Source organism: Devosia nitrariae (genome assembly GCF_030160115.1).
GTDB lineage: Bacteria > Pseudomonadota > Alphaproteobacteria > Rhizobiales > Devosiaceae > Devosia > Devosia nitrariae.
Genome location: NZ_BSNS01000024.1, coordinates 421,431 through 439,945, shown reverse-complemented (window position 1 = coordinate 439,945; position 18,515 = coordinate 421,431). Strand labels below are relative to the sequence as shown.

Sequence of the window (18,515 nt, the reverse complement as noted above, 5' to 3'; positions counted from 1 at the left end):
TTTTTGCAGCCTGCAAACAAGTGCCACGCGGTCACCAAGGCCCATCATGCACCACCTGCTGGACCTGCGGAGCCTGTCTGACGCTCACGGTCATGAGGCAGCGCACCGGGGAGCGCCGCGCCCAGGCCACCGCTCCTCAGGCAGGAGGTGTCTGATCTTCCTTCGACCAGCAACAAACGACCAAGTGTGAGCCTTACACCCTCACTTAGGTCATGATCGCCTGCCGAGCAGATGCCGGAGAATTCGATGACCATCCACCAAATCCGAATCTACGAAATATTCGAGCACAACAAACAGTTCTTCCACGACCGGTTCAGAGATCATGCCGCCCGGATCATGAAGCGCCACGGGTTCGACCTCGTTGGGATGTGGGAGGCCCAAACGCCAGAGCGGACCGAGTTCGTGTATCTACTGCGCTGGCCGAACATCGCGGCCAAGGAGACCGCGTGGAGTGCGTTCATGAACGATGGGGAATGGGCTGAGATCAAGCGGGCCACAAGCGCTGCTCACGGGCGTCTGGTTGGCGCGATCGAGGATCGCGATCTTTCGCCGACGGAGTATTCGCCGGTTCTCGCGTGACTCCGGACTCGAAAATAACCGGCTCGAACCAACAAGAATGATCACCCCTTTGGGGTCGCACTGCCAATTCCCAGACCGGGACCGGCTGCTGCGCCCCATTCTTCTCCGCCTCGCGGTTGTGGCCTGCCTGCCGCCATTGCTAAAAGGATGACACCCGACTCTTTTCCGGCGAGACATCCATGCAGCCGTCGCGTGACCTTTCCCGCCTTATCGAGATCATGGCCGCCCTGCGTGACCCGCAGTCGGGCTGCCCCTGGGACCTCGAACAGGATTTCTCGAGCATCCGTCACTACACCATCGAGGAAGCCTATGAAGTCGCCGACGCCATCGAGCGCGGCGACTATGACCATCTACGCGAGGAACTGGGCGACCTGATCCTCCAGCCCGTCTACCACGCCCAGATCGCGGCAGAGCAAGGCCTGTTCGAGATCGGCGACGTCATCTACGCCATCACCGAAAAGCTGATCCGCCGGCATCCGCACGTCTTCGGCGATCTCGATGCCAGTGATCCTGAAGCCGCCAAAATGCGTTGGGAAGCCATCAAGGCCGAGGAACGCGCCCGCAAGGCGGAACGCCGGGGAGAGCGGCCTGCCTCCCTGCTGGACGACGTCCCTGCCGGCCTGCCCGCCCTTGCCCGAGCAGAAAAGCTGGCAAAGCGCGCAGCCACAGTCGGTTTCGATTGGCCGGACGCGGCCTCCGTGACGGCCAAGGTTCACGAGGAGATCACCGAGGTCGAGGCCGCGGCCGAAATAGACGATCCGTCCGCTCTCCATGCCGAGATCGGTGACTTGCTGTTCGCCGTCTCCAACCTTGCGCGCCATCATGGTATCGATCCCGAAGCCGCCCTGCGTGACGCCAACCGGAAATTCGCCCGCCGCTTCGCCTATGTCGAGCAGCGCTGCCGGGAGGATGGTGTCGAGCCGGCCGACGCCGGCCTTGCCCGCCTCGACGGCTACTGGAATGAAATTCGTGCTGCCGACAAAGCGAAGTGAACTCTAGACGCGCTCGATGCGGCCATTGAACCGTTCGAGGAACACCGCCAGGTGCCGGGGCTCCACCCTGACGACGAAGTCCGAACCGCGCTCGTCCGGCGGGTATCGGGTGAGGATTTCCGAATGGCTGTGCAGCCAGCCGATGTCACCGCCGGCGCTGTGCGGGACATGGACCCTGTACGTGCCGCTGCGGCTGGCAAGCGCAGATTCGATCTCCAGCAGCAGCGCTTCCAGCCCCTCCCCGGTTTTCGCCGATACTGGTACGGCAGCGCTGACCCTGCTGGCGGCACTGGTGGTTAAAAGCGCTGACTCCGAGCCTTCTCCAGCCTCCTTCAAGAGGTCGATCTTGTTCCATGCTTCGATGATTGGCGTCGTCTCGATCGAAACACCGAGATCGGCCAGAACCTGCAGCACGTCGCCCGCTTGCGCGGCGTGATCTGGGTTTGCCAGGTCCCGCACGTGGATGATCACGTCGGCCTCGAGCACCTCCTCGAGCGTCGCGCGGAAGGCGGCAACCAGATCGGTGGGCAAGTCGCTGACGAAGCCGACCGTATCGCTGAGCATCACCTCACGCCCATGCGGCAACTCGATCTTGCGCACCGTAGTGTCGAGGGTTGCAAACAGCAGGTTTTCGGCAAAGACCCCTGCCCCGGTCAATATGTTGAAAAGACTGGATTTTCCGGCATTCGTATATCCAACGAGAGCAACAACCGGGAAAGGTACGTCCCCACGCCGGCGCCGCTGCACGGCCCGGGTGCGCTTGACCCTGGCGAGGCGCTCCTCGATGAACGCGATCCGTTCCTGAAGCAGTCGGCGGTCGCTTTCGATCTGCGTTTCGCCTGGACCGCCCAGGAACCCGAAGCCGCCGCGCTGGCGCTCGAGATGGGTCCAGGATCGGACGAGACGGCTCTTCTGGTAGTTGAGGTGCGCCAGCTCGACCTGCAGCACGCCCTCGCGCGTCGCTGCCCGTTCGCCGAAGATCTCGAGGATCAGCGCGGTGCGGTCGAGCACCTTGGCGCCTGTTTCCCGCTCCAGGTTGCGCTGTTGGATGGGACTGAGGGCCGTATCGAAGAGCAACAACTCGATGTCTTCTGCTTTGACCCGCTCGGCAAGCGCCGCCACCTGTCCACCGCCCATGAACGTTGCCGGCCGCACCTCCCGCACCCGCAGGATCTCCGCAAAGACGACTTCGAGCCTTATCGCTTCGGCAAGACCCTCGAACTCGGCCAGGCGCGCCTCCGCGCCGCGCTGCAGCGCGCTCCCGCGCACGTCCGGACAAACAAGTCCTGCGCGCACGGGCTGTTCCCGGCGATCGATGAACGCCTGCGGGCCGGCAGGCCGGCCGGCATCGTCTGAAAAATCACCCATTCAGCCGGTCAGGTACCGTCGTTGGCGTGTTCGGGGTCGAAGAGCTGGATCGGCGCGCCAGGCATGATCGTAGAGATGGCGTGTTTGTAGACGAGTTGTGATTGCGCATCACGACGCAGCAACAGACAGAAATTGTCGAACCAGGTGATAACCCCCTGCAATTTCACTCCGTTCACCAGGAAAATCGTTACCGGAACTTTCTGCTTGCGGACATGATTGAGAAACGCATCCTGCAGGTTTTGTTGTTTTTCGCCGGGCATTCAGGCCTCTTATGCGGCATTTGTTGTCGCTGTTCTCGTTGCTTGGTTGCACCGAACGTACACGGATGCTGCCGCCCTGCTCCATGCCGACGGGACGTGCTGATCCCGTAGTCTCAAGTATGGCACGTTTAATATTGGATGCCTACCCGCGCCACGAGCAGACCTCACCTGCCTGCTTGGGTCACGTAAGGCCCAGAGACTTGATCTTGCGGTGCAGCGCGCTGCGTTCCATGCCGACGAACTCGGCCGTCTTGGAGATATTGCCCCCGAAGCGCTCGATCTGCGCGAGCAGGTACTGCCGCTCGAATACCTCCCGCGCCTCGCGCAGTGGCAGGCTCATCAAATGCGCGGAAGCATCGGTGTCCCCTACCGTCGGCAGCACCTCGCCGATGTCGGACGGGAGCATGACCGCCGTGATCATGCCGTCGATCGGTGCCTGGTCCTTCATCAGGATCAGCAGCCGCTCGATGGAGTTGCGCAGCTGTCGGGCGTTTCCGGGCCAGTCCTGAGCCTGCAGCACGGCGATCGCATCATCGCCGATCGTCATGCGCTGCAGGTTGTGCATGCGGCAGACCTGATCGATGAAGATGTTGACGAGTGGCGGCACATCCTCGCGACGCTCGCGCAGCGGCGTCAACTGCACGGGAACGATCGAGAGCCGATGGAAGAGGTCCGACCGAAAATCCCCGCTCTCGATCAACGCGCTCACATTCTGGGAACTGGCAGAGATGATGCGCACGTCGATCGGCACCGCACCCTGACCTCCGACCCTGTTGAAGCGGTTCTCGACGAGCGTGCGCAGCAGCGCCTGCTGCACCGACGGGGGCAAAGATGTGACTTCGGACAGGTAGAGCGTGCCGCCATGAGCACGTTCGAGAGCGCCGACCTCGGTACGCAGCATGCCGGTCTTCTCGCGTGATTCGCGGCCGAACAATGCAGCGGCCACCTCGTCGGGCGCATAGAGCGAAGCGTTGATCTCGATGAACGGCGCTTGAGCGCGCGGGCTCTTCTGGTGGATGAGCCGCGCCACCATCCCCTTGCCGGCACCCGAAGGTCCCGCAATGAAGATGCGCGAGTTGGTGGGTGCGGATTTCTCGATGATGCTTCGCACGTGGTGCAGCGTCGGCGAGTTGCCCACGAGCTCGGCCGCCTTGCTGGCGGTACGCTCCTTGAGCTCCGCAACCTCGTTGCGAAGGCGCGTGGCCTCGACGGCACGCTGCGTGATGTGCAGCAGCCGGTCGACCTTGAACGGCTTCTCGATATAGTCGTAGGCCCCGCGCTTGATGGCGGAAACGGCGGTCTCGACGTTGCCGTGGCCCGAGATCATCACCACGGGCATCTCCGGGTGCTGCGCCTGGAAGATGTCGAGGAGCTGCAGGCCATCGAGCCGCGATCCCTGCAACCAGATGTCGAGGAAGACCAGGCTCGGCCGGCGGCGGGCGATCTCGTTGAGGCCGCTGTCGGCATCGTGCGCCTGCCGGGCCTCGTAACCCTCGTCCTCTAGAATGCCCGCGATGAGCTCCCGGATGTCGTCTTCATCGTCGATTATAAGAATGTCGAGTGCCATTATTTATGAACCGCCGCCTGCATCAGCGGCTCCTCCTGTAAGCCCGGCTGGCTGGACTGACTGTTGCCGGCATCTGCGCCAGGCGATGTCTTGACGGGGGATTGCAATGGTAATGTGAACGCAAAGGATGCCCCGATGCGGCCGTCCTCATCGGGTTCGGAATCGAGCAATTCGACTTGGCCGCCGTGCTGCTCGACAATCTTTGTGACAATTGCAAGGCCGAGACCCGTCCCTTTCTCCCGAGTGGTCATGTAAGGCTCGAGCAATCTCAACCGGTTCTCCTTTGGCCAGCCCTTGCCGTTGTCGGATACGGTGACGCGCGCGAATTGCCCCTCGACGACCGCCTGGACGACGATCCTCGGATCTCTCATGGTACTTATTCCAATAGATTCAAAAGCTTCTACGGAATTTTTAATCAAATTCGTCATGCATTGAGCAATGAGGCGGTTATCGAAATAGGCTCGAATTGGCTCCTCCGGCAGGTCCGTCGAAATGTTGATTTCGGGAAGGCGGACGCTCTCAAGGAACACGGCCTGCCGCACAGTATCGGAAAGGTCGGCGACTTCCGGTGCAGCCTCCGGCATGCGGGCAAAGGCGGAGAACTCGTCGACCATCCGGCCGATGTCGCCCACCTGGCGCACGATGGTGTTGATGCATTTGTCGAACACGTCCCGGTCATCGTCCAGCCGGTTGCCGTAGCGCCGCCGCAGGCGCTCAGCCGACAACTGGATGGGGGTGAGCGGGTTTTTGATCTCGTGGGCGATACGCCGCGCCACGTCCGCCCACGCGCTGGTGCGTTGGGCCGATTCGAGGTCAGTGACATCATCGAACGTTAGGACGTAACCCTTTGATTCAGTAAGCGAACCTTCTCGCGTGAGCTGCACCTGGTAGGTCCGGCGGTCCTGTTCGCTGCCGAGATGGATCTGGTCGCGCACCTGACCGCGCCGGGCAGACCGGGCCCGCTCGAGGATCGTGGAGAGTTCAGGTACCACCTTGTCGATCGGAGCGCCCATCAGCGCCATTTCCGATTTACCCAGCATCTCGCAGGCACGAGCATTGACGAGGGTAGCGGCGCCATAGGGGTCGAGACCGATGATACCGGCTGACACCCCCTCCACCACCGCTTCGGTGAACTGGCGTCGCTTCTCATTCATCTGGCTGGCGCTGACCAGCGCCTCGCGCTGGCTGCGCAGTTGCTCGATCATACGGTTGAACCGGTCAATGAGGTCGCGCAGGTCCCCTCGCCCCTCCCGCGCGGGTACGCGCACCTCGAGATCACCCTGGCTGACCCGGTTCGAGGCAACCATGAGATAGCGGATAGGATCGACGAAGCGATTGGCGAGCGCTATGCCGATCCACAGCGCCGCCAGCAGCAGAACGACGGCAAGGCCGACATACATGATGGTGAAGGTGATCTGGAACACTAGGCGATTGGAGGCATACTCGCGGTATTCGGTGATGTTCTCATCGGTCAACCGCATGTATTCGAGCACTTCCGGATCCACCCGGCGGGCAACGAAGAGGAACATGTCCTCGTAGCCACGCAGCTTGACCACCGAACCGACGAAATTAGTCGAGCCGGGTGCAATGGCCGTGGGCCGCCCCTCGACCACACCCTCGGTGATGCCTTCAGGAAGGCGCGGTTGGTCGTTCTGCACGTTGATCTGCGCTCTCATGAGCGTATCTCCGTCCGCGTCGATGAGCGAGGCGATAGGCAAAGAACGCGTCACCGCCAGCGCCGTCAGGATGCTCTGGTATTTGTTCTTGTCGCTGTCGAAGGTGCCGTGCGCCTGCTCGAGCTCGCTCGCCATCCAGATGATATCGTCGCGCAGCACCTGAGCGTGCTCGAGCATATAGGAGCGCGCGACCAGCCGCGAGCTTTCGACCATCGCCCGGGTGCGCTCCGAGAACCACTGATCCAACCCTTGATTCAGCGCGATAGTGGCAACGACCGCAACGAGCGCGGCCGGGATAGCGGCCACAAGCGCGAACATGGCCACCATGCGCACCTGCAGGCCGGCCCCGGCGTGCCCTTGCATGCGGGCCTGGATGAGGAGAGCCGCCTCGGTGACCACCAGCGCGATCATCAACAGCACCAGGATGCCCGTGACCACCCAGATCGCCGTCCACACCTCCGGCGACGGCTCGATCTCCGTTGCACCCGAAAGGATGAGGAACGACACCGACGACATCACGACCGAAGCCAGCACCACTGCAAAACCGAGTATGCGCAGGGGCCGGTTGCGTTGCACGGTGAACAGCGGCGTCCGCGGCACGGCTGCCGTGCTGGTCTGGGTGTCGGATGGTTGCTTGCCGGTAGCTGCCGTCTCGTCCATTCAATAAAGCCGCACGGCTTTTCCTCTCCCGCCATAAGCGAGACGCAGCCTGACCGAATTCGGGCGGCCCTTCAAGTCAATTGTTGCCGAAATGTTACAGTCCGGTGAAACGGGAAGTGCGGTCCCACGAGAGTATTCCAGCGCCGGATATCCGCTGACTCATGTCAGAGGCAAAGGTTATCCAGACCTTCGATGGCGGAACCATGACCAGAACGTCCTGCGTATCTACCCGTTCCGCCGGGACTGCTTGACGATCTCGATGCTGTGCACGCGGATCTTCTTGCGCAGGGTGTTGCGGTTGAGGCCGAGGAGATCGGCCGCCTTGATCTGATTGCCGCTGCAGGCGTTGAGCGCCATGGCGATCAAAGGCGCCTCGACCTTGTCGATAACACGCTGATAGAGGCCTGGCGGCGGCAGGTTCGGTTCGTATTCGCGCAGCAATTGCCCGACATGCGTTTCCACCGCCACCGACACATCGACCGGCCCGGTCATGGCCGACGCCGGCTGCCGGTCGGTGATGTTGAGCTCGTTCTGGACGATCTCGGCCGAGATCACCTCGTCGGCATAGAGCGCCGACAGGCGCCGCACGAGGTTCTCCAACTCGCGCACATTGCCTGGCCAGGAATAGTTCTGCATCAGCCGGATCGCCTCCGGCGCGATGGATTTCAGCGGCTCACCCTCGTGTTGACCGGCCTGCAGGAAGTGCTGGACGAGATCACCGATGTCGTCGACGCGCTCGCGCAGCGGCGGCAGACGGATCGGCACGACGTTAAGGCGATAATAGAGGTCCTCGCGGAAGAGCCCCTGGCGGATCATCTGACTGAGATCGCGATGCGTTGCAGCCACGATCCGCACGTTGGACTTGATGGCGGTGCGCCCGCCAACCATCGTGTATTCACCCTCCTGGAGGACACGCAAAAGTCGCGTCTGCGCATCCATCGGCATGTCGCCGATCTCGTCGAGGAAAAGCGTGCCGCCCTCGGCCTGCTCGAAGCGGCCCGAAGAGCGGGCGGTTGCGCCGGTAAAGGCGCCCTTCTCGTGACCGAAGAGCTCGGCTTCGATGAGGTCGCGCGGGATGGCCGCCATGTTGATGGCAACGAAGGGACCGTTGCGCCGCTTACCGAAATTATGCAGCGCCTTGGCGACGAGCTCCTTGCCCGTGCCGCTTTCGCCGGTGATCATCACCGTCAGGTCCGTCTGCATCAGCCGTGCCAGGGCACGGTAGATGTCCTGCATGGCCGCCGAACGACCAACGAGCGGCATGGACTCGCCCTGCTCCTCGATCTTGCGGTCCCGCGCACTCGGCTTCTTGGCATCCGCCAGCGCTCGCGCGACCACCGAGAGCACCTCGGTGATATCGAAGGGCTTGGGCAGATATTCGTAAGCGCCGACCTCGGACGCGCGGATCGCCGTCATGAAGGTGTTCTGCGCGCTCATGACGATCATGGGCAGGTCCGGCCGCAGCTTCTTGATCTTGGGCATCACCTCGAAGGCATTGCCGTCCGGCATGGCGACGTCCGTGATCAGCAGGTCGCCCTCTCCGCGGCTCACCCAGTTCCACATGGTCGAGATGTTGCCGGTCGGCCGCACCTCGTAGCCGGCTCGGGTCAACGCCTGGTTGAGCACCATGCGGATAGCCGCGTCATCATCGGCCAGCAGGACAACGTGATTCATTTGGCCATGACCTCTTCGGAAGGCGCGATGTAGGCGGGATTGGCGACCGGCAGCAGGATGCGGAACCGTGTCCGCCCCGGTCGGCTGTCGCAGTCGATCACGCCGCCATGATCGCCCACGATCTTGGCCACCAGGGCCAATCCGAGCCCCGAGCCGTTGGTCTTGGTCGTAACGAACGGGTCGAAGAGGAACGGCAGGATGTCTGGAGGTACGCCCGGCCCGTTGTCTTCGATGATGATCTCGAGCGGCAGCGAGATGCGCTCGGAGACCCCGGTCACGCTGATGCGGATGCCGGGGCGGAATGCGGTCGAGAACTTGATCTCGGGTTTCTGTGTCCGCTCAAGGGCCTCCGAAGCGTTCTTGACGAGATTGAGGAAGATCTGGATGAGCTGATCGCGATTGCCGTAGACCGGCGGCAGTGACGGGTCGTATTCCTCCGAAAAGGTGATGCCGCGGGCGACCCCGTTCTTGGCAAGGAGTTTGACCCGGTCGAGCACCACATGGATGTTGATCGGCTCGCGTTCCAGCGGCCGTTCGTCACCGAACACCTCCACCCGGTCGATGAGGTCGACGATGCGGTCGGTTTCCTCGCGGATCAGCCGGGCGAGCGGAATTTCCTCAGGCGGAACGCTTTGTTCCAGGAGCTGCGCAGCGCCGCGAATCCCGGAAAGCGGGTTCTTGATCTCGTGGGCGAGCATGGAGGCAAGGCCCGTGACCGACCGAGCCGCCCCGCGTGAGACCATCTGCCGATCGATCTTGTCGGCCATGGTGCGCTCCTGGATGAGAAGCGCGACCCGCCCGTCGCTCTCCGAGAGAGGGCTGGCAAAGACATCGGCGATGCGTTCGTCGCCGAACCGGGAGGAGCCGACCCGCACGCGATACTCGGTCATGGGTGCGCGCCGCTGCGCCACGGTCTCGACGAGGCTGATGATCGGCGAGCCGAAGGCGATAAGATCCTCGAGCTTCTGGCGGGCGAGCACGCTGAGAGAGGCGCCGAAGAATGCCTCGGCGGCATAGTTGACGAAGGTGATGGAGCCGTCTTCGCTGCACACGATGATCGGCTGCGGCAAGGCCTGCAGGACGGCGGTGGACGCCTGTGGATCGACTTTGACTTTCATGCGGCCGCCTTCCATTCTCCGGAAAACACCTCCCCGATCATTGCGATGACGTCCTCGGGACTTTCGCCTTCGAGCAAGGATCGTCGATCGGTCTTGCCGAGCACCAGGTCCTGGGCTTCCAGGTACCAGTTGAGGTGCTTGCGCGCGACGCGCACGCCGAGTTCGCGCCCATAGTCGCCGAGCATGTCCTCATAGTGCGTGATGATCAGGTCGGCGAGGTCCCGTCCGGCCGGAGCGGCCGGCGCGGCGCGGCTCATAAGCACGGCGCCGATCTGCCCGACCAACCAGGGACGCCCCTGGGCGCCGCGTCCGATCATCACCGCGGCGGCACCAGACTGCGCCAAGGCCTGGCGGGCGCAGGTCGCGTCGACGATGTCACCGTTGACGACGACTGGTACGCTGACGGCCTCGACGACCGCGCGCACCAGCGGCCAGCGGGCTTCTCCCTTGTAGAACTGCGATCGAGTTCGTCCGTGCACGGTGATCATCTGCACACCGCTGTCGACGGCCCGGCGCGCGATGTCGGCGGCGTTGAGGCTGCCGTCGTCCCAGCCGAGCCGCATCTTGACCGTGACTGGCAAAGGCGTCGCGGCAACCACGGCATCGATCAGGCGCAGGGCCAGATCCGGCACACGCATCAGCGCCGAGCCGGCATAGCCGTTGGTCACGCGCTTGGCCGGACAGCCGAGGTTGATATCGATGATGTCGGCGCCTGCCGCGTGGGCGATCTGCGCCCCGCGCGCCATCCATTCCATCTCGCACCCAGCCAGCTGCACCACATGCGGCAAGCTGCCGGCCTTGCCGAGCTTACGCACCATCTCGTCCTGTCCTGTGCTCAGCGCCGCACTGGCGATCATCTCCGAGACGACGAGCCCGGCGCCGAACCTTTCCGCGATCTTTCGGAAGGCGCGGTCGGTGATTCCGGCCATGGGCGCAAGAAAGGCGCGATTTGGGAGAAGGTGATCTCCGATGCTCAAGCCGCAGGCAAACTCAGACACAAACTGCCCCAGAAATGGTCAAGACGCAAGGAATGCCTGCACAATAATCAAAACACCGCTGGACGCAACAGGCTTATCGCGCCTCCAGAGCCCTTGCCGCATGTGAGGCAGACCGATAGATCAGCGCTGTGTGACAGCACTTTGACCACCACGAGACCCTATGGCCCGAAAAACCACAGCCGTGATCATCGTTGCCGCGGGTCGCGGCGAGCGGGCCGGAACCGCAAATGGCAGCCTTCCAAAGCAATATCGTCATTTGCTCGGCGAGGCGGTCCTGTCGCGCACTGTGCGTGCATTTCTTGCCAGCGAGGCGATAGATCATGTCGTGCCCGTCATCAATGCCGACCACGCGGGGCACTATGCAGCGCTCGGCCTCGACCATCCACGGCTGATGCCGCCCATCCTTGGCGGCGCCACCCGCCAGGCCTCGGTCCTTGCCGGCCTCCAGGCTGTCGGCGCCAAGCGGCCCGACCACGTGCTGATCCAGGACGCAGCCCGACCTCTGGTGACGCGGGACATCATCGAAGGCGTCATGGCCGCTCTCGCGGCCAGCGACGGCGCCTTGCCGGCCGTGCCTGTCACCGACACCATCAAGCGGTCGCCGGACGGGACCACGGTTACCGCCACCGAGGACCGGAACACCCTTTTCTCCGCACAGACGCCGCAGGGTTTTCGTTATCCACAGATTCTGTCCGCCCACATGCGCGCCGCTGCCCTGCCCCGCGATTTCACCGACGACGCGATGATTGCCGAATGGGCCGGGCTCAAGGTGGTCCTGACGCTCGGAAACACCCGCAACATCAAGATCACGGCGCCCGAAGACTTCGATCGCGCCGAACGCATTCTGACTGGAGGCCATCTTGCCATGGAGACGCGTGTGGGTACCGGCTTCGACGTGCACGCTTTCGAGGCGGGCGACGCGGTCTGGCTGGGCGGCATCGAGATCCCCCACACCCGCAAGCTCAAAGGGCATTCGGATGCCGATGTAGCGCTGCATGCCCTGACCGATGCGATCTATGGCGCACTCGGCGAAGGCGATATCGGCCAGCACTTTCCACCGAGCGACCCGCAGTGGAAGGGGGCGCCGTCGCGAATCTTTCTCGAGCATGCCGCCGGCCTCGTCGCTGCCCGTGGCGGCCGTATCGTCAATCTTGACGTGACAATCGTGTGCGAGGCGCCCAGGATCGGAGCACACGTACCTGCCATGCGGCGGGCGATAGCAGCCGTCTGCGGGTTGGGGGAGACCCGTGTGGCGGTCAAGGCAACGACAAGCGAAAGGCTGGGCTTCACCGGCCGGGAGGAGGGCATAACGGCTATGGCCAGCGCATCCATCGAATTGCCGAGGCAAGAGTGACATGGCGGCCAAGCCCCTGCCCGACCCGGCCAAGCGGGTCATCGAGCTTCTGACCCAAGCCAAGGCGACTATCGCCACCGCCGAAAGCTGCACCGGCGGGCTGGTCGCCGGCGCCCTGACCGACGTGCCGGGCTCGTCCGCCGTCTTTTATGGCGGCTATGTAACCTACGACAACGCAGCTAAGACGCGCATGATCCGGGTTCCCGCCCGGCTGATCCGCGACTATGGCGCCGTTTCGAACCAGGTGGCGCGCGCCATGGCCGACGGCGCGCGCAACACTGCCCATACCGATTATGCCCTCGCCGTCACGGGTATCGCCGGTCCGGACGGGGGCAGCGAAAAGAAGCCGGTTGGTCTTGTCTACCTTGCGGTCTCGTCGAACGAAGGCACCAAGGTCATCGAAAGGCGGTTCGGCGATCTCGGGCGCGAGGCGATCCGCAAGGCGGCGGTCGCAGAGGCGCTGAAGCTGGTGCTGGACGTGGTCGAGAACGGCGTCGGTTCTCGTTAGAGCGCGATCCGATTTCGCATCGCGCTCTAACCGCCGATCAGTACCAGCACATTCCCGTCTGGCGCAGTCATGACGGCCACATGTCCTTCCTCGATGGGAAACGGCTCGGCGAGCCACTCGATCTGCGAGTTGGCGCGCAATGCGCGATAGGCGGTCGGCACATCTTCGACCCGGATCTCGACGTCGATGACTTTGCGCTCCGGGTGGGTGCTGAGCGTCAGTTGTGAACTAGTGTTATCAGGAAAATCAAGCCCGACCAACGTCCAGGGGATGCCCTCATCCGTGGTCCGCTCCAGGCGCCAGGCCTCGCGCAATCCCATCTCGGTATAGAAGGCCAGGGACTTCTCGAGATCATTGGTGTGCAGGCACACGCAGTCCAGCCTCTGAAACATCCTCAGACTCCATAGCGCCGGTCCGCCTCCTCCTCGAAAGCGTCGAGGATTTCCTCCTGCTTGGCGGCGAACGCCGGCTCGGCGACAGCCGCTAACAGCGGGTTGGAGATCTTGAAGTCGATCTCGAAGCGGATGCGCGTGCCCATCCCTTCCGGCTCAAAGCTCCAGACGCTGTCGAGATAGGCGAAGGGCCCATCCGTCGCCTTGGCCCGGATCGTGCGCGTCTCACGGTCGAGCGCGACCCGGCTTGTGTAGGATTGGGTGACCGGCCCGAAGCTCAGCGTCATCTTGGCATAGCGTACGTCGTCCGGCGCGCTGCTGTCGACCGTGACCGACATCGCCCGGCAGTTCGGAATAAAGCGCGGGTAGGATTCGAGGTCCGCCACCAACGCGAACATGCGATCCGGCAAATGCGGTACGTGATGTTCGAAGAAGCGCTTCATCACATCCCGAGTTTGGCGAGACGCGCAGCGCGGAGCGCCGCGAAGTCCTCGCCGGCATGATGCGAGGAACGGGTCAGCGGGCTCGATGAGACCAGGAGGAAGCCTTTGGCCTGGGCGACCGTCGCATAGGACTTGAACTGCTCGGGCGTGACGAATTCCATCACCGGATGGTGCTTGCGGCTCGGCGCCAGGTATTGGCCAATGGTCATGAAGTCGACTTCGGCACTCCTGAGGTCGTCCATGAGCTGGAGCACTTCATTGCGTTCCTCGCCCAGCCCCACCATGATTCCCGACTTGGTGAAGATGGTGGGATCGATTTCCTTGACCCGCTGCAGCAGCCGGATGGAGTGGAAGTAGCGCGCGCCCGGCCGTACCTTCAGGTATTTCGAGGGCACCGTCTCAAGGTTGTGGTTGAAGACATCCGGTTTGGCCGCGACCACGATTTCGAGCGCCCCGTCCTTGCGCAGGAAATCGGGAGTGAGGATCTCGATCGTGGTTTTCGGATTCCGGGCCCGGATCGCCCGGATGACATCGGCGAAGTGCTGGGCGCCCCCGTCGGCCAGATCGTCGCGATCGACCGAGGTGATGACCACATGCTCGAGCCCGAGCTTTTCGACCGCCGTGGCGACGTTCTCCGGCTCGTTGGGATCGAGCGGTCCGGGCAGACCGGTACGCACATTGCAGAAGGCGCAGGCGCGCGTGCAGATCTCGCCCATGATCATGAAGGTCGCGTGCTTCTTGGACCAGCACTCCCCGATATTGGGGCAACTGGCCTCTTCGCAGACCGTGACGAGATTGTTCTCGCGCACGATCTTCTGGGTCTCCTTGTAGACGGGAGACCCAGGTGCCTTGACCCGGATCCAGTCCGGCTTGCGCAGTACCGGACTGTCGTCGCGGTGGATCTTTTCCGGGTGGCGCGGCCGGTCCGCGCGGGTGTCGATCAGTGTAACCAAGGAATACCTGCCTTAGGCGATCAGCCTTGCGATGATGACGACAATGATGGCGCCCACGGTCGAGGTGATGATCTGGCGCACCAGATCGTTCTTGATGCCGAGGTTGATGTTGAGCGCCGAGAACAGATACCCCCCGACGAACGAGCCGATGACGCCGCTGACGAGATAGGTGAGGAGCCCGCCACCGCCGACGACCAGACTTGCAAGGAAACCGGCGACGAGGCCGATGCCGAGAAAAACGAGAATGGCCCGCAAGTTGTCGTTGCCCACGATAAATCCCCCTCCGGTTTCATTGCGCTGCGGCAAGCTCATGATCCAGCCTCTGGAACGCCGATGGTCGACATATCGTCCCGGTTCCCCCCGGCTTCAAGCCGCGCGCCTAGCCTGCGATTATGCGAGCGACCGCCAACACGACGATCGCCCCGATCGTGGCCGTAATGATCTGGCTGAGGAGCACATTGCCGATCGGCAGACTGACGCCGAGCACCGACAGCAGCCAGCCACCGACGAACGCTCCGATCACACCAACAATCAGGCTGCGGATGAGCCCGCCACCTCCCAGTAGCAGACCGGCGATCCAGCCCGCGACAAGTCCTATGCCCAGAAAGATCAGCAGTTCCGTAACGCCGACACTCATTCCATCACCTCCGCGATGTCTACCCACTCGCCTGCGCGATTGGCCGAGGCGATGGTCGCCTGGACGAGCGCCAGGCTCACGAGGTTATCCTTGCCCGAGCTGAAGCGTGGCGGCAACGATCCCGTCTCGATCACCTTGGCGACGGTGGCGAGCGTTCCCAGACGGTCTGCATAGTCGAGCGCGGGGAGCTTGACGTTTTCTGGCTTTCCATCGAGAGGACGCAGCTCGACGACATCGGGTTTGGCCTTGCCCATGAAATGGTCACGCGAAGTCCACCAGATCTCACCCTCCGAGCAGTCGATCGTCCATTCGCCCGACCAGGCAGTGGGCCTGCCGGTCGATACCCATGATGCCCGGTAGCTGACGACGATACCTGTGTCGAATTCGATAAGAGCGGCACCTGTCGGGTGATGCGCGAACGGGCTGCCCTCCGGGTTCCACGTTCGGCACGCGACCCGCACGGGCTCGACGTTGAGCACCATGCGCATCAGGTCGAAATGGTGGATCGACATGTCGGCCAGCAGCGGATCGGGCATGTCCCAATAACGGTAGCCCTGTGTCGGCGCATGGCGGCGGAAGTCGATGGAGACCTGGTTGATCGGTCCGAGCTTGCGCGCAGCCATGAACTCGGCGACCGCTATGGGAGCCTGCTGGAAGCGGTAGTTCTGGCTCACCATCAGCACCCGGCTCTGCGCTTCGGCCAGCGCTACCAGTTCCTTGGCCTGTGCCATGGTCGAGGCAAAGGGTTTTTCGACGATGACGTTGAAGCCCAGCTGCAGCGCTTCCTTGACCACGGGATAGTGCGCCTCGGTGCGCAGCGTGGCGATCACGAGATCTGCCTCCACTGCCTTTGCCGCCTCGCTGAGGCTGGCAAAGCACATCTGCGGATCGACCTTGAGCTCGGACTGCACACGCTCGGTCGCCGCCGGGCTGGCGTCCGCATAGGCGACCACCTCGATGGACGGCACGTTGGGAATGACCTCTTTGCTCCAATCAAAGCCCCAACTACCGAGCCCGACCTGTATCGCTTTGACCATGAGGATATGCCCTTTTCCGTTCAATCGCTGCGTCGTCGCGTGAAGCCCCTCCTCCACGGCTATTCCTGATCAGATGTTCAACGCCCGTCCATAGGCGTCCAGAACACTCTCCTTCATCGTCTCCGACAGCGTCGGATGCGGGAAGATAGTGTGGATGAGTTCTTCCTCGGTGGTCTCGAGGTTCATGGCAACGACAAACCCCTGGATCAACTCGGTCACCTCGGCCCCGACCATATGGGCGCCGAGAAGCTCGCCGGTCTTGGCATCGAAGATCGTCTTGACCAGTCCGTCCGGCTCGCCGAGCGCAATGGCCTTGCCATTGCCGACGAACGGGAAACGGCCGACCTTGATCTCGCGGCCGGTTTCCTTGGCCTTGGTTTCGGTCAGCCCCACGCTCGCCACCTGCGGCTCGCAATAGGTGCACCCCGGTACCTTGGTCTTTTCAAGCCCGTGCACCTTCAAGCCTGCGATGGTCTCCACAGTGACGACAGCCTCGTGCTCGGCCTTGTGGGCAAGCATCGGCGGACCGGCGACGTCGCCGATGGCCCAGATTCCCTCGACATTGGTCTTGCCATGCTCATCGATGACGATGGCCCCGCGCTCGATCTTGACGCCGACCTTTTCAAGCCCAAGCCCCTCGACGTTGCACTGAACGCCCACCGCAGAGATCAGTTTCTCGCCCGAGATCGTCTCGGTCTTGCCGTCCTTCAACTCGACATGAGCGGTGACGCTCTCCTTGGTCTTGTCGACCTTGGTCACCTTGGCGTCGGTGAGGATGCGGATGCCGCGCTTCTCGAAACGCTTGCGGGCAAGAGCAGCGATCTCGGCGTCCTCAACAGGCATGATCTGCGGCAACAGCTCGATGACCGTCACCTCTGCCCCGAGCGACCGGTAGAACGAGGCGAACTCGACCCCGATGGCGCCCGAACCCATGACGACCACGGACTTTGGCATCTTTTCCGGTTTCATCGCTTCGAAATAGGTCCAGATCTTGTCGCCGTCCGGCTCGATGCCAGGCAGTAGACGCGGACGTGCGCCGGTTGCGATGATGATATTCTTCGCCTTATAGGTGCCTTCGCCGAGCGCGTTTTTGGGCACCGGCCCCTGCGGCTCGACGATCTTCTTCTTGGTGGGCGCGACCTTGATCTCGCCGGGCTTCGTGATCTCGGCCTCGCCCCAGATGATGTCGACTTTGTTCTTCTTCATCAGGAACTGCACGCCGTTGTTCATCTGGGCGGCGATGGCGCGCGAACGCTTGACGATGCCGGGGATATCGAACCCGAATTTGTCGGCCGAAAGCCCATAGTCCTTGGCATGGGCCATATGCCCGTAGATCTCGGCAGAGCGCAGCAGGGCCTTGGTCGGAATGCACCCCCAGTTCGAGCAGATGCCGGCCATGTGCTCGCGCTCGACGATGGCAACCTTCATGCCCAGTTGTGCGCCGCGGATGGCGGCAACATACCCGCCGGGACCCGCGCCGATGACAATGAGATCGTATTGGTCAGCCATGGGCGCTTCTCCAGTCTTGTTCTAGAGCGTTTTCAGCAAAAGTGGTGACCACTTTTGCGGTTCGAAAACGCGACAACTCAACAATTTAGAGGCCCCGTTTCGATCTGATCGGAACGGGAAAGCTCTAGTCGTTGCTCAGAGGCCGAGCAGGGATTTGACGAGGGGGACGAGCCCCTCGCCGATCGCACGCGTATTTGCCGGATCGAGATGCACGCCATCGGCCGGGTCGGGCACGGCGACCGTGGAGGCGTCGAAGAAAGCAACGCCGTATTCCTCTGCGCGCATCTTGTAGTGACGGGCGAACTCGCGTGACTGAGCGATGGCCCCCTCGCCGCCGAAGTGCATGAGCATATCGATATTGTCTGTTTCGCCGATCAGCGGCGGCGCGACGATCAGCATCTGCGGCACCGTCTGGCCCGGCTCGACGAAGTGCCCGCGCACGACCTGCATCAGCCGGCGAACGCCGTGAGAGGCCGTCTGCGCGCGACCATGGATGGAGGGTTTGAGGTCATTGGTGCCGAGCATGATGATGACGAGATCGAGCGGCGAGTGGCTGGCAAGGAGCGTGGGCAGGATGCGCGCGCCGTTCCGGTCGGCATTGGCCAGATGGTCGTCGAACGCCGTCGTACGCCCACCGAGCCCCTCCGGGATCACCCGCGCCTTGCCGCCGAGGCCTGCCTCGAGAACGCTCGGCCAGCGATCCTCATAGTCGTGGCGCGGCCCGTTCTTGATCGGGCTCGCCCCATACGTCAGGCTGTCGCCATAGGCGAGAATGGTTTTCATTGCCCAG

At 62.9% G+C, this 18,515-nt stretch carries 19 protein-coding genes; 4 read left to right on the top strand and 15 right to left on the bottom strand.

Annotated features, from left to right (window positions below):
- Positions 1 to 246 precede the first annotated feature (246 nt).
- Positions 247 to 579 (top strand): NIPSNAP family protein, encoded by a 333-nt coding sequence (locus QQK18_RS25160; RefSeq protein ID WP_284343142.1) that lies wholly within the window; start codon positions 247 to 249, stop codon positions 577 to 579.
- Positions 580 to 758: 179 nt separating this feature from the next.
- Entirely contained in the window at positions 759 to 1,571 is an 813-nt protein-coding gene (gene mazG / locus QQK18_RS25155; protein WP_284343141.1) for a nucleoside triphosphate pyrophosphohydrolase, read from the top strand.
- A 3-nt stretch (positions 1,572 to 1,574) separates the two neighbouring features.
- Here the strand turns inward: mazG and hflX are convergent, their stop codons facing one another.
- The 7 genes from hflX to dusB form a co-directional block, all read right to left on the bottom strand.
- The gene (hflX, locus tag QQK18_RS25150; RefSeq protein WP_284343140.1) at positions 1,575 to 2,939 is read right to left on the bottom strand and encodes a GTPase HflX; all 1,365 of its coding nucleotides are present in this window, start codon (positions 2,937 to 2,939) and stop codon (positions 1,575 to 1,577) included.
- Positions 2,940 to 2,947: 8 nt separating this feature from the next.
- A complete protein-coding gene (hfq, locus tag QQK18_RS25145; protein WP_284343139.1) occupies positions 2,948 to 3,199 on the bottom strand; it encodes an RNA chaperone Hfq in 252 nt (83 codons plus the stop codon).
- A gap of 181 nt (positions 3,200 to 3,380) precedes the next feature.
- Complete coding sequence (ntrX, locus tag QQK18_RS25140) at positions 3,381 to 4,766, bottom strand: nitrogen assimilation response regulator NtrX (RefSeq protein WP_284343138.1); 1,386 nt, start codon at positions 4,764 to 4,766, stop codon at positions 3,381 to 3,383.
- A complete protein-coding gene (locus tag QQK18_RS25135) occupies positions 4,766 to 7,102 on the bottom strand; it encodes a sensor histidine kinase NtrY-like (protein WP_284343137.1) in 2,337 nt (778 codons plus the stop codon). The genes ntrX and QQK18_RS25135 overlap by 1 nt, the downstream gene beginning before the upstream one ends.
- Before the next feature lie 225 nt (positions 7,103 to 7,327).
- The gene (ntrC, locus tag QQK18_RS25130) at positions 7,328 to 8,776 is read right to left on the bottom strand and encodes a nitrogen regulation protein NR(I) (RefSeq protein ID WP_284343136.1); all 1,449 of its coding nucleotides are present in this window, start codon (positions 8,774 to 8,776) and stop codon (positions 7,328 to 7,330) included.
- Entirely contained in the window at positions 8,773 to 9,894 is a 1,122-nt protein-coding gene (locus tag QQK18_RS25125; protein ID WP_284343135.1) for a two-component system sensor histidine kinase NtrB, read from the bottom strand. Before QQK18_RS25125 ends, ntrC begins: the two co-directional genes overlap by 4 nt.
- Entirely contained in the window at positions 9,891 to 10,871 is a 981-nt protein-coding gene (gene dusB / locus QQK18_RS25120; protein WP_379995336.1) for a tRNA dihydrouridine synthase DusB, read from the bottom strand. Before dusB ends, QQK18_RS25125 begins: the two co-directional genes overlap by 4 nt.
- Positions 10,872 to 11,052: 181 nt before the next feature.
- On the opposite strand from dusB, the gene QQK18_RS25115 reads away from it, so the two are divergent.
- Both QQK18_RS25115 and QQK18_RS25110 read left to right on the top strand, forming a co-directional pair.
- Positions 11,053 to 12,246 carry a bifunctional 2-C-methyl-D-erythritol 4-phosphate cytidylyltransferase/2-C-methyl-D-erythritol 2,4-cyclodiphosphate synthase gene (locus tag QQK18_RS25115; RefSeq protein ID WP_284343133.1) on the top strand — a complete coding sequence of 398 codons (1,194 nt, stop codon included), beginning with the start codon at positions 11,053 to 11,055 and terminating at the stop codon, positions 12,244 to 12,246.
- Between the two features lies 1 nt (position 12,247).
- Entirely contained in the window at positions 12,248 to 12,754 is a 507-nt protein-coding gene (locus QQK18_RS25110; RefSeq protein ID WP_284343132.1) for a CinA family protein, read from the top strand.
- 26 nt (positions 12,755 to 12,780) lie between these two features.
- Here QQK18_RS25110 and QQK18_RS25105 read toward each other — a convergent pair whose 3' ends face one another.
- The 8 genes from QQK18_RS25105 to QQK18_RS25070 form a co-directional block, all read right to left on the bottom strand.
- Complete coding sequence (locus QQK18_RS25105; RefSeq protein ID WP_284343131.1) at positions 12,781 to 13,146, bottom strand: VOC family protein; 366 nt, start codon at positions 13,144 to 13,146, stop codon at positions 12,781 to 12,783.
- A 2-nt stretch (positions 13,147 to 13,148) separates the two neighbouring features.
- Positions 13,149 to 13,589 carry a type II toxin-antitoxin system RatA family toxin gene (locus tag QQK18_RS25100; protein ID WP_284343130.1) on the bottom strand — a complete coding sequence of 147 codons (441 nt, stop codon included), beginning with the start codon at positions 13,587 to 13,589 and terminating at the stop codon, positions 13,149 to 13,151.
- The gene (gene lipA, locus QQK18_RS25095; protein ID WP_284343129.1) at positions 13,589 to 14,542 is read right to left on the bottom strand and encodes a lipoyl synthase; all 954 of its coding nucleotides are present in this window, start codon (positions 14,540 to 14,542) and stop codon (positions 13,589 to 13,591) included. Before lipA ends, QQK18_RS25100 begins: the two co-directional genes overlap by 1 nt.
- A 12-nt stretch (positions 14,543 to 14,554) precedes the next feature.
- Complete coding sequence (locus QQK18_RS25090) at positions 14,555 to 14,854, bottom strand: GlsB/YeaQ/YmgE family stress response membrane protein (protein ID WP_284343128.1); 300 nt, start codon at positions 14,852 to 14,854, stop codon at positions 14,555 to 14,557.
- A 67-nt stretch (positions 14,855 to 14,921) separates the two neighbouring features.
- Positions 14,922 to 15,179, bottom strand: coding sequence for a GlsB/YeaQ/YmgE family stress response membrane protein (locus tag QQK18_RS25085; protein ID WP_284343127.1), 258 nt, complete (start codon positions 15,177 to 15,179; stop codon positions 14,922 to 14,924).
- Positions 15,176 to 16,216 (bottom strand): Gfo/Idh/MocA family protein, encoded by a 1,041-nt coding sequence (locus QQK18_RS25080; RefSeq protein WP_284343126.1) that lies wholly within the window; start codon positions 16,214 to 16,216, stop codon positions 15,176 to 15,178. Before QQK18_RS25080 ends, QQK18_RS25085 begins: the two co-directional genes overlap by 4 nt.
- A gap of 69 nt (positions 16,217 to 16,285) precedes the next feature.
- On the bottom strand, positions 16,286 to 17,725 hold the full coding sequence (gene lpdA / locus QQK18_RS25075; protein ID WP_284343125.1) for a dihydrolipoyl dehydrogenase: 1,440 nt from the start codon (positions 17,723 to 17,725) through the stop codon (positions 16,286 to 16,288).
- A gap of 135 nt (positions 17,726 to 17,860) precedes the next feature.
- Entirely contained in the window at positions 17,861 to 18,508 is a 648-nt protein-coding gene (locus tag QQK18_RS25070; RefSeq protein ID WP_284343124.1) for an SGNH/GDSL hydrolase family protein, read from the bottom strand.
- Positions 18,509 to 18,515: the final 7 nt, after the last annotated feature.

Excerpts from the sequence above, each read along its gene's own strand:
- QQK18_RS25160 (WP_284343142.1), top strand. The coding sequence starts at position 247 with ATGACCATCCACCAAATCCGAATCTACGAAATATTCGAGCACAACAAA.
- QQK18_RS25105 (WP_284343131.1), bottom strand. The coding sequence starts at position 13,146 with ATGTTTCAGAGGCTGGACTGCGTGTGCCTGCACACCAATGATCTCGAG.
- ntrX (WP_284343138.1), bottom strand. The coding sequence starts at position 4,766 with ATGGCACTCGACATTCTTATAATCGACGATGAAGACGACATCCGGGAG.
- QQK18_RS25080 (WP_284343126.1), bottom strand. The coding sequence starts at position 16,216 with ATGGTCAAAGCGATACAGGTCGGGCTCGGTAGTTGGGGCTTTGATTGG.
- ntrC (WP_284343136.1), bottom strand. The coding sequence starts at position 8,776 with ATGAATCACGTTGTCCTGCTGGCCGATGATGACGCGGCTATCCGCATG.
- mazG (WP_284343141.1), top strand. The coding sequence starts at position 759 with ATGCAGCCGTCGCGTGACCTTTCCCGCCTTATCGAGATCATGGCCGCC.
- lpdA (WP_284343125.1), bottom strand. The coding sequence starts at position 17,725 with ATGGCTGACCAATACGATCTCATTGTCATCGGCGCGGGTCCCGGCGGG.
- QQK18_RS25110 (WP_284343132.1), top strand. The coding sequence starts at position 12,248 with ATGGCGGCCAAGCCCCTGCCCGACCCGGCCAAGCGGGTCATCGAGCTT.
- QQK18_RS25100 (WP_284343130.1), bottom strand. The coding sequence starts at position 13,589 with ATGAAGCGCTTCTTCGAACATCACGTACCGCATTTGCCGGATCGCATG.
- QQK18_RS25125 (WP_284343135.1), bottom strand. The coding sequence starts at position 9,894 with ATGAAAGTCAAAGTCGATCCACAGGCGTCCACCGCCGTCCTGCAGGCC.
- QQK18_RS25070 (WP_284343124.1), bottom strand. The coding sequence starts at position 18,508 with ATGAAAACCATTCTCGCCTATGGCGACAGCCTGACGTATGGGGCGAGC.
- hflX (WP_284343140.1), bottom strand. The coding sequence starts at position 2,939 with ATGGGTGATTTTTCAGACGATGCCGGCCGGCCTGCCGGCCCGCAGGCG.
- QQK18_RS25115 (WP_284343133.1), top strand. The coding sequence starts at position 11,053 with ATGGCCCGAAAAACCACAGCCGTGATCATCGTTGCCGCGGGTCGCGGC.
- QQK18_RS25085 (WP_284343127.1), bottom strand. The coding sequence starts at position 15,179 with ATGAGTGTCGGCGTTACGGAACTGCTGATCTTTCTGGGCATAGGACTT.
- hfq (WP_284343139.1), bottom strand. The coding sequence starts at position 3,199 with ATGCCCGGCGAAAAACAACAAAACCTGCAGGATGCGTTTCTCAATCAT.
- QQK18_RS25135 (WP_284343137.1), bottom strand. The coding sequence starts at position 7,102 with ATGGACGAGACGGCAGCTACCGGCAAGCAACCATCCGACACCCAGACC.
- QQK18_RS25090 (WP_284343128.1), bottom strand. The coding sequence starts at position 14,854 with ATGAGCTTGCCGCAGCGCAATGAAACCGGAGGGGGATTTATCGTGGGC.